Origin of the sequence: Streptomyces sp. NRRL S-920 (assembly GCF_000717945.1) — a bacterium.
In the GTDB taxonomy this organism is placed as follows: Bacteria; Actinomycetota; Actinomycetes; order Streptomycetales; family Streptomycetaceae; genus Streptomyces; species Streptomyces alboniger.
Genome location: NZ_JODF01000039.1, coordinates 55,395 through 64,898, shown reverse-complemented (window position 1 = coordinate 64,898; position 9,504 = coordinate 55,395). Strand labels below are relative to the sequence as shown.

The following is a 9,504-nucleotide window of genomic DNA, read 5'->3' as shown; positions in this document are numbered from 1 at the left end:
CCCTCCTCCGCCTTGCATCTCGACGCACCAGACCCCGCTCACCAGCGCAGAAAGGTGACCGCCACCCAAGTGCGGCCTGATCCGCCGGACAGGCCCTAGCCCGCCCGCAGGACGTCCGCGACGATCGGCCCCGCCGCGTCTCCGCCGTGCCCGCCCCGCTGCGTCATCGCGGCGGCCGCCACATCGCCCCGGTAGCCGGTGAACCAGCTGTCGGACGTCTGCCGGCCGTCCACCTCCGCCGAGCCGGTCTTCGCGCCGATGTCCCCGGTCAGGCTCGCCATGGTCCGCGCCCCGGTGCCGCTGACCGCCGTGCGGCGCATCATCTGGCGCAGCTGCGTGACGGTGGCGGCGGGCAGGCCGCGGGCGGTGGCCAGTTCACGGTCGTCGAGCGACCTCGGCACGATCACCGGCTGCCGGAAGGTGCCGGTCATCGCGGTCGCGGTGACCGACGCCATGTTCAGCGGGCTCATCTGGACCTGGCCCTGGCCGATGGCGTTGGCCGCGCGGTCGGGGCCCGCGGAGGCGGGGACGGAGCCGTCGAAGGAGGGGATGCCGACCTTCCAGTCGTCCCGGCCGAGGCCGAAGCCGTTTCGCGCCTCCTCGGTGAGGGAGGCGTCCGTGAGGCCCTCCTCGTCGACGAGCTTGACGAACGCGGTGTTGCAGGAGCGCGCGAAGCTCTCCGCGAACGTCGCCGACTCGTTCGGCGCCATGCCCTTCAGGTTGTGGAAGGTCTGGCTCTGCCAGGTCGCGGTGGCCGGGCAGGGCGCGGCCCCGCCCGCCTTGGTGACGCCCTTGTCGATGAGCATCGCCGCCGTGACGATCTTCATCGTCGAGCCGGGTGCCACCTTGCCGAGGAACGCCGCGTTCCAGGAGTCCGTGCGGTTGTTGGCGACCGCGAGCACCTCGCCGGTGCTCGGCTTCACCGCCACCACCGAGGAGTCGTCGTACCGCAGGACCGCCCGCTCGGCGGCCTTCTGCACGGCCGCGCTGAGGGTCGTACGCAGCTTGCCCGGCCTGCCCTTGGCGAGGGTGAGCAGCGCATGTGTGCCCGCCTCCTCGTCGGCGTGCCTGACGTACAGCTCCACGCCCGCCCTGCCGCCCGCGTTTCGCCCGTACTTCTTCCGCAGCTGGCCGAGGACCGGGCCGAGCGAGGGGTACTCCTTCTCGCGCAGGACGACGCCCGCGCGGTCCACCGCCCGGATGGGCGGCGCCGGGGCCTCGCCCGTCACCAGGGTGTCGCCCTTCTCCAGCGAGGGGTGCAGGACGGCCGACGACCAGTCGACGAGCGGGCGGCCGGTGGTGCGGCCCCGCACTACGGTGAGTGCGGAGTCGTACGCGAAGGGCTTGCTCCTGCCCTTGTACGACACCGTGGCCGACACGTCGAACGGCACGCGCGTGCCGGACGCCCGCCGCGGGGTGAGCCTCACCTTCGTCAGGTGCGCGTCCTTCCGGTAGCCGGTCAGGGCGGACGAGGCCGTCTTGGGGTCGTTCGTGTACGCGGCCGCCTGCCCGGCGTCGCCCTCGGCCCACGCCGCGAGGAACTTCCGCGCGGCCTTGCGAACCTCGTCACCGCTGGGCGGCCCCGTCTTCACGGCGACCGGACCCGCCCCGGGCGAACCGCCGTTCCCGCTCACGCCGTTCACGCCGTTCACCAGGGTGTATGCGCCAAAACCGGCGCCCCCCACCATGGCGGTGAAGACCCCGCCGACCAGAGCGGCCTTTACTCCCCTGCGCACGATGCGCTCCCCTCCCCGCGAGCCTTCCCGAAGGAGATGTCCGGAAAGGCGGTCCGTCCGGCACCTTATGGGGAGGAAGGGAAATCCGGGACGGCCGTTATCCGAAGGTGTCCGATACGCGGCCTCTTACACCCACGTATCCAGCCACATTCGGGATCGCCAGGAATCGATCGGGATCGCGGTGCCGGTGTAGATCGGCCAGAAGTAGATGAAATTCCAGAAGATGAGCAGAACGACGACTCCCGACGCCGCGGCACCCGCCACCCGGCGCCGCTCGCCGGATCCCGGCGGCCCCAGGATCGCGCCGATCAGCATCGCCACCGCGAGACACAGGAACGGCACGAAGACGACCGCGTAGAAGTAGAAGATCGTCCGCTCCTGGTAGAAGAACCAGGGCAGATAGCCCGCGAGCACCCCGCACAGGATCGCGCCCGCCCGCCAGTCGCGCCGGAACCCCCACCGCCACAGGACGTACAGCAGCGCGCCGGCGCCGACCCACCACAGCAGCGGGGTGCCGAGCGCGAGGACCTCGCGGGCGCACTTCTCGGTGGTGTCGGCGGGGCAGCCGTGCTTGCCGGGCCGCGGCGACTCGTAGAAGTACGAGACGGGGCGGCCGTCGACGATCCAGCTCCAGGGGTTGGACTGGTAGGTGTGCGGCGAGGAGAGGCCCACGTGGAATTCGTAGACCGCGTGTTCGTAGTGCCACAGGCTGCGCACCCAGTCCGGCAGCCACGTCCAGCTGCCGCCCCGGCCCTGCGTCGCCGCCCAGTCGCGGTAGTAGCCGCCGGAGCCGTCCGCCGGGGAGAGGATCCAGCCGAGCCACGAGACGACGTACGTGGCGAGGGCCACCGGGACCGTGGACACGAACGCGGGGAGCACGTCCCGCCGCAGGACCGCGCGGTAGGGCCGCACCGCCCCGGCGACGCGGCGCGCGCCGACGTCCCAGAACACGGTCATCAGACAGAGGAAGACCATGACGTACAGGCCGTTCCACTTGGTGCCGAAGGCGAGCCCCAGGCAGAGACCGGCCGCCCAGCGCCAGGGCCGCCACCCCAGGCGCACCGTCTCGGCGATGTACGGGTCGGGGCGTACGAGACCGTCCTCGTCGGCCGGGAGGGCGGCCGCGAGTCTCTCCCTCGCCCTGTCCCGGTCGATGAGGAAGCAGCCGAAGGCGGCGAGCACGAAGAACATCAGGACCTGGTCGAGCAGTGCCGTGCGGCTCATCACGAAGTGCAGGCCGTCCATGGCGAGCAGCGCGCCCGCCAGACAGCCGAGGAACGTGGAGCGGAACAGCCGCCGCCCGATCCGGCACAGCATCAGGACCGACAGCGTGCCGAGCACCGCCGTCATGAACCGCCAGCCGAACGGGTTGAAGCCGAACAGCCACTCGCCGAGGCCGATCACGTACTTGCCGACCGGGGGGTGCACCACGTACGCCGCGTCGTGCGGGAGCGCGATGTCGCTGCCCTGCCGCAGCACATCGTCGTTGATCTTGTCCGGCCAGTTGACCTCGAAGCCGCGGTGGATGAGCCCCCAGGCGTCCTTCGCGTAGTACGTCTCGTCGAATATCACGTCCCTCGGACTGCCGAGGTTCCAGAACCGCATCACCCCGGCGACCAGCGTGATCAGCAGCGGTCCGGCCCACGCCGACCAGCGCACCGCCAGGTCGGCGTCCGCCCTGGACAGCCCGAGCGCCGTCCACAGGCGGGGGCTCGGCCGCGTGTACGGGGGGACAAGCCGCGCCGTGACGTCCTCTCTGGGCCGCGCCACGTAGCCGAATCGGCGCAGCCGCCGCTGCCAGGAGGGCTGCTGCCCCTCGGCCGCCTGGCTCTCGCGGGTGTCCGGGGAAGGCGCGGTACTGGTCACCGCGCCATCGTAGGGAACCAGACTGTGCGAGTCCCGCCCGTCGGCCCTGCGAGGATGGATCCGTGACAGGAAGCGCAGATTCCCCCGGAACCCTCGTGTTGGCAGGCACCCCCATCGGCGACGTCGCCGACGCGCCGCCGCGCCTCGCCGCCGAGCTGGCGTCCGCCGACGTGGTCGCCGCCGAGGACACGCGGCGCCTGCGCAGGCTCACCCAGGCGCTCGGGGTGCAGGTCGGCGGCCGTGTCGTCTCCTACTTCGAGGGCAACGAGACCGCGCGCACGCCCGAGTTGGTCGAGGCCCTGGCGGGCGGCGCGCGCGTCCTGCTCGTGACGGACGCGGGCATGCCGTCGGTCTCCGACCCCGGCTACCGCCTGGTCGCGGCCGCCGTGGAGCGGGACATCAAGGTGACCGCCGTGCCGGGCCCGTCCGCCGTGCTCACCGCGCTCGCCCTGTCGGGCCTGCCGGTCGACCGGTTCTGCTTCGAGGGCTTCCTGCCGCGCAAGGCGGGCGAGCGGCTCTCGCGGCTCAAGGAGGTCGCCGAGGACCGCAGGACGCTCGTCTACTTCGAGGCCCCGCACCGCATCGACGACACGCTCGCCGCGATGGCCGAGGCGTTCGGCGAGGAGCGCAGGGCCGCGGTCTGCCGCGAGCTGACCAAGACGTACGAGGAGGTCAAGCGCGGTTCGCTGAAGGATCTCGCCGAGTGGGCCGCCGACGGTGTGCGCGGCGAGATCACCGTCGTCGTCGAGGGCGCCCCCGAGAAGAGCGCGGACGACCTCGGCCCCGCGGAGCTGGTGCGCAGGGTGCGGGTGCGCGAGGAGGCGGGGGAGCGACGCAAGGAGGCGATCGCCGCGGTCGCCGCCGAGGCGGGCCTTCCCAAGCGGGAGGTGTTCGATGCCGTCGTCGCGGCAAAGAACGCGGATCGAAGCGGCCCATCGGAGGGCAAAGGACTATCGTGAAAGGCAAAGCGCGGGCCGCGCGCCAGGCCTCTTTCCTAAGGAAAGGCCAAATCGGCTCCAACGCTCGACAGGTCTGATGCGCTCGCTCCCGTAAAGGCGTCCACTGGTCGAAGGGACGGCGGTGCCCGTCCCTCGGACAAGAGGAGCAGCGGCATGAGTGAGATCGCGGACACCGGTCATCCCCGCACGGCACTGAATGTGGTTCACGAGTCCTACGCGTTCGCCTGCATGCGCTGCGGACACGGCTGGGAACAGTCGTACGAGATAGAGCATCACGTGGACGCCGGCGGCCAGGAATACGTGATGTACCGGGCGGACGGCCAGCACGTGCCCTCCCCGCTCTCCCGCCCCACCTGTCTGAACTGCGGCGGCCACGTCGTGCGGATCATGCGCGCGGGGCAGGTCTCGTCGGTGCTCGACACGATGCGGCGGCAGTACGAGCGCGGGCGTGGCGAGACCCGCCCCGCGGGCGCGACCGAGGCCGGCGCCCAGGGAGCCGGGGCGGTGCCGGCGCAGGGACCCGGGCCGGTGCCGGTGACGGAGCCGGGCGGCCGGGACCGCCACTGGCACCTCTCCGATCTGCTGCACCCCTTCCAGCACCGCAGGGCGCGCTGACAGCTCGGGCGATCCTGGGCGTGCCGACAGCTCGGGCGATCCGGCGCGCGCCGCCGCTTCGTAGGATCGGAGCATGCCTTCGAAGAACTCCGACGCGCCGCCGCCCCTGCCCGCACCGCTCCAGGTGGCGGTCGCCGACTCGCACACCCACCTCGACATGCAGTCGGGCACCGTGGAGGAAGCCCTCGCCAAGGCGGCCTCGGTGGGGGTCACGACGGTCGTCCAGGTCGGCTGCGACATCCGGGGCTCCCAGTGGGCGGCGCGCACCGCCGCCGAGCACGACCGCGTCCACGCCACCGTCGCCCTGCACCCCAACGAGGCGCCCCGGATCGTGCTCGGCGACCCCGACGGCTGGTCCCGGCAGGGCGCGCGCGAGGCGGGCGGCGACGGCGCGCTCGACGAGGCGCTCGCCGAGATCGACCGGCTCGCCGCGCTGGAGCACGTCAAGGGCGTCGGCGAGACCGGCCTCGACTACTTCCGCACCGGGCCGGACGGCATGGCTGCCCAGGAGCGGTCCTTCCGCGCCCACATCGAGATCGCCAAGCGGCACGGCAAGGCCCTCGTCATCCACGACCGCGAGGCCCACGAGGACGTGCTGCGCGTCCTGAAGGAGGAGGGCGCCCCCGAGCGCACCGTCTTCCACTGCTACTCCGGTGACGCCGCGATGGCTCAGGTCTGCGCGGAACACGGCTACTTCATGTCGTTCGCGGGCAACGTCACGTTCAAGAACGCGCAGCCGCTGCGGGACGCCCTGGCCGTCGCGCCGCTCGAACTCGTCCTCGTCGAGACGGACGCGCCCTTCCTCACGCCCGCCCCCTATCGCGGACGGCCCAACGCGCCGTATCTCATTCCGGTCACAGTGCGCGCCATGGCCGCGGTCCGCGGAATCGACGAGGACGCGATGGCCACGGCACTCGCCTCGAACACCGCGCGCGCCTTCGGATACTGACGATTACTAACCGATAACGCCACGACACAACGTAGTCGCTCAACTTTGGAGAGTGACGAAAGCTCCGCTAGGTTCTGTCCGCCCGGTCCGGACCCCTGGAGCGTCATCGTGAGCAATTCGCAGTACGAGACGTATGAAGTGCCGTACACGCCGCCGTACGAGACGGCGTACGCACCGACCGTCCCGTACGACCAGGCGTACGTGTACGAGAACGTGGAGCCCGGGGGCAGGCCCGAGGGCGGGATCGAGGCCGGGTTCGAGGGCGGCATCCCCCGGCAGGCGACCGCTGCCCCCGGCGGCGGGCGGGCCGAGGCGCGGCGGGCCGCACGCCGCGGGAGGCCGGCCGCCGACGACGAGCGGGCAGCGCCCGAGCGGTCCGCCGAGGCGCTGCGCCGCCTGGTTCCGCAGGCCCTCGTCGTCGCGTTCCTCGCGGGCGGCACCTCCGCGTTCGTCGCCGACGACAAGGCCGTGCGGCTCAGCGTCGACGGTAAGCCGCGCACCCTGCACACCTTCGCCGACGACGTCGGGGAGCTGCTCGCCGACGAAGGCGTCGCCGTCGGCGCCCACGACATCGTCGCGCCCGCGACGGGCACCGCCCTGGCCAGCGGCGACGAGATCGCCGTCCGCTACGGGCGGCCCGTCCGGCTCACCCTCGACGGCGAGCGGCGCAAGGTGTGGACCACGGCACGCACCGTCGACGGCGCCCTGCGCCAGCTCGGGGTGCGCGCGGAGGGCGCCCACCTGTCGGCCTCGCGCAGCCGCCGCATCGGCAGGGACGGCCTCGACCTCGCCGTCCGCACGGAACGCACCGTCACGATCATGGCGGACGGCCGGGAGCGGACCATCCGTACGAACGCGGCGACCGTGGGGGAGGCCGTCGCGGAGGCCGGGGTCACGCTGCGCGGGCAGGACACCACGTCGGTGGATCCCGACAGCTTTCCGCGCGACGGGATGACGGTCACCGTCATGCGGATCACCGGCTCCCGGGAGGTGCGGGAGGAGGCGATCCCCTTCGCGGTCAAGAGGGTGCAGGACCCGACGCTGTTCCGGGGCACGGAAGTCGTGGTGCAGGCCGGACGGCAGGGCGCGCGGCGCGTCACCTACGCGCTGCGGACCGTCAACGGCGTCAAGCAGAAGCCGCGGATGATCGGCTCCGAGGTGGTGCGGGAGCCGCAGAACCGGATCGTGAAGGTCGGCACGAGACAGATGCCGTCGTCGGTGGCCGGGGCGGACGGCCTCGACTGGAGTTCGCTGGCCCGCTGCGAGTCGGGGGGCCGCCCGAGGGCGGTGGACGCCTCGGGCACGTACGGCGGGCTCTACCAGTTCGATACGAGGACCTGGCAGGGCCTGGGCGGCTCGGGCCGCCCCCAGGACGCGTCGCCCTCGGAACAGACGTTCCGAGCGAAAAAACTCTACGTTCAGCGCGGGGCCAGCCCCTGGCCCCATTGCGGGCGACGCCTCCATGGGTAGCGACCTCGACCGTTGCCCCGTCAGGGGCGCGGGGAACTGCGCGACCAGCCCCCACCGGCGGCCAGCCGACAACGAGACGCAGCCTCCGCCCAAGGCCCAGGGGCCAGGCCAGGCACCGTAACCTGGTGCGGTGAGCACTGAGCACGGCGCCCTCCTCGGCCCCGCCGACATCCGCGAACTGGCCGCTGCCCTGGGCGTACGCCCCACCAAGCAGCGCGGCCAGAACTTCGTCATCGACGCCAACACCGTCCGCCGCATCGTCCGCACCGCGGAGGTCGGCCCGGACGACGTCGTCGTCGAGGTCGGCCCCGGGCTCGGGTCCCTGACCCTGGCCCTGCTGGAGAGTGCCGCGCACGTCACCGCCGTCGAGATCGACGACGTACTCGCCGGCGCGCTGCCCGCGACCATCGATGCCCGCCTGCCGCACAAGGCGGGCTCCTTCGCGCTGGTGCACAGCGACGCCATGCTCGTACGCGAGCTGCCGGGCCCCGCCCCGACCGCGCTGGTGGCGAACCTCCCGTACAACGTCGCCGTACCCGTCCTGCTGCACATGCTCGACACCTTCCCGACCATCGAGCGCACGCTCGTGATGGTCCAGGCCGAGGTCGCCGACCGGCTCGCCGCCGCCCCCGGCTCGAAGGTCTACGGAGTCCCGTCCGTGAAGGCCAACTGGTACGCGGACGTGAAGCGCGCCGGGTCGATCGGCCGCAACGTCTTCTGGCCCGCTCCGAACGTCGACTCCGGGCTCGTCTCCCTGGTGCGCCGCGCCGAGCCGGTGAAGACCAGCGCCTCCAAGCGCGAGGTCTTCGCCGTCGTCGACGCCGCCTTCGCGCAGCGCAGGAAGACCCTGCGGGCCGCCCTGTCCGGCTGGGCGGGATCCGCGGCCGCCGCGGAGGCCGCCCTGGTCGCCGCCGGGGTCTCGCCGCAGGCGCGCGGCGAGGCGCTGACCGTGGAGGAGTTCGCGCGCATCGCGGAGCACAAGGAGGCGGGCGCGTGAGCGCGACCGTGACCGTACGGGTCCCCGCGAAGGTCAACGTCCAGCTCGCGGTGGGCGCCGCCCGCCCCGACGGCTTCCACGACCTCGCCAACGTCTTCCTCGCCGTGGGCCTCTACGACGAGGTCACGGTCACGGCCGCCGACGAGCTGCGGGTGACCTGCGAGGGGCCCGGAGCCGATCAAGTACCCCTGGACCGTACGAACCTGGCCGCCCGCGCCGCCGAACTGCTCGCCGCGCGGTACGGCATCCCGCCCGGCGTCCACCTCCACATCGCCAAGGACATCCCCGTCGCCGGGGGCATGGCGGGCGGCAGCGCGGACGGCGCGGGCGCGCTCGTGGCGTGCGACGCGCTGTGGGGGACGCGGGCGTCCCGCGAGGAACTGCTCGACATCTGCGCCGAGTTGGGCAGCGACGTGCCGTTCAGTCTGGTGGGCGGCGCCGCGCTCGGCACGGGGCGCGGCGAGAAGCTGGAGCCGCTGGAGGTCGGCGGTGACTTCCACTGGGTGTTCGCCGTCGCCGACGGAGGGCTCTCCACCCCCGCCGTCTACCGCGAGTTCGACCGGCTGACCCCGGACGCGCCCGCCCCCGAGGCATCCCCCGCGCTCCTCGAAGCCCTGCGCACGGGCGACACCGAGGCGCTCGCCGCGACGGTCAGCAACGACCTCCAGCCCGCCGCCCTCTCCCTCTTCCCCTCCCTTGCCGACACCCTCGCGGCCGGCACGGCGGCGGGCGCCCTCGCCGCGCTGGTCTCCGGCTCGGGCCCGACGACGGCGTTCCTCACCGCCGACGCCGCGTCCGCGCACAAGGTGGCCGACGCGCTGACGTCCTCCGGCACCTGCCGCACGGCGCGGGTGGCGACCTCCCCGGCGCAGGGCGCGCAGGTACTCACTCCCGGATGAGTACGGGCGCGCT

8 protein-coding genes are annotated in these 9,504 nt (G+C 72.8%); 6 read left to right on the top strand and 2 right to left on the bottom strand.

All coding sequences use genetic code 11. The features are described from left to right. Positions 1–95: 95 nt before the first annotated feature. Entirely contained in the window at positions 96–1,736 is a 1,641-nt protein-coding gene (locus tag IG54_RS0125270) for a penicillin-binding transpeptidase domain-containing protein (RefSeq protein ID WP_030788812.1), read from the bottom strand. Positions 1,737–1,862: 126 nt separating this feature from the next. After that, entirely contained in the window at positions 1,863–3,602 is a 1,740-nt protein-coding gene (locus tag IG54_RS0125265) for a dolichyl-phosphate-mannose--protein mannosyltransferase (protein ID WP_030788809.1), read from the bottom strand. A 62-nt stretch (positions 3,603–3,664) separates the two neighbouring features. Here IG54_RS0125265 and rsmI point away from each other — a divergent pair, with 62 nt between their 5' ends. The 6 genes from rsmI (at position 3,665) to IG54_RS0125235 (ending at position 9,491) form a co-directional block, all read left to right on the top strand. Next, entirely contained in the window at positions 3,665–4,561 is an 897-nt protein-coding gene (gene rsmI, locus IG54_RS0125260) for a 16S rRNA (cytidine(1402)-2'-O)-methyltransferase (RefSeq protein WP_030788806.1), read from the top strand. A 153-nt stretch (positions 4,562–4,714) separates the two neighbouring features. Next, the gene (locus IG54_RS0125255; RefSeq protein WP_030788804.1) at positions 4,715–5,176 is read left to right on the top strand and encodes a hypothetical protein; all 462 of its coding nucleotides are present in this window, start codon (positions 4,715–4,717) and stop codon (positions 5,174–5,176) included. A 73-nt stretch (positions 5,177–5,249) separates the two neighbouring features. After that, on the top strand, positions 5,250–6,125 hold the full coding sequence (locus IG54_RS0125250; protein WP_030788802.1) for a TatD family hydrolase: 876 nt from the start codon (positions 5,250–5,252) through the stop codon (positions 6,123–6,125). Between the two features lie 108 nt (positions 6,126–6,233). After that, positions 6,234–7,595 (top strand): resuscitation-promoting factor, encoded by a 1,362-nt coding sequence (locus tag IG54_RS0125245; protein ID WP_030788799.1) that lies wholly within the window; start codon positions 6,234–6,236, stop codon positions 7,593–7,595. Positions 7,596–7,725: 130 nt separating this feature from the next. Beyond that, positions 7,726–8,592, top strand: coding sequence for a 16S rRNA (adenine(1518)-N(6)/adenine(1519)-N(6))-dimethyltransferase RsmA (gene rsmA, locus IG54_RS0125240; protein WP_030788796.1), 867 nt, complete (start codon positions 7,726–7,728; stop codon positions 8,590–8,592). Then, the gene (locus tag IG54_RS0125235; protein WP_030788793.1) at positions 8,589–9,491 is read left to right on the top strand and encodes a 4-(cytidine 5'-diphospho)-2-C-methyl-D-erythritol kinase; all 903 of its coding nucleotides are present in this window, start codon (positions 8,589–8,591) and stop codon (positions 9,489–9,491) included. The genes rsmA and IG54_RS0125235 overlap by 4 nt, the downstream gene beginning before the upstream one ends. Positions 9,492–9,504: the final 13 nt, after the last annotated feature.

Excerpts from the sequence above, each read along its gene's own strand:
- IG54_RS0125255 (WP_030788804.1), top strand. The coding sequence starts at position 4,715 with ATGAGTGAGATCGCGGACACCGGTCATCCCCGCACGGCACTGAATGTG.
- IG54_RS0125250 (WP_030788802.1), top strand. The coding sequence starts at position 5,250 with ATGCCTTCGAAGAACTCCGACGCGCCGCCGCCCCTGCCCGCACCGCTC.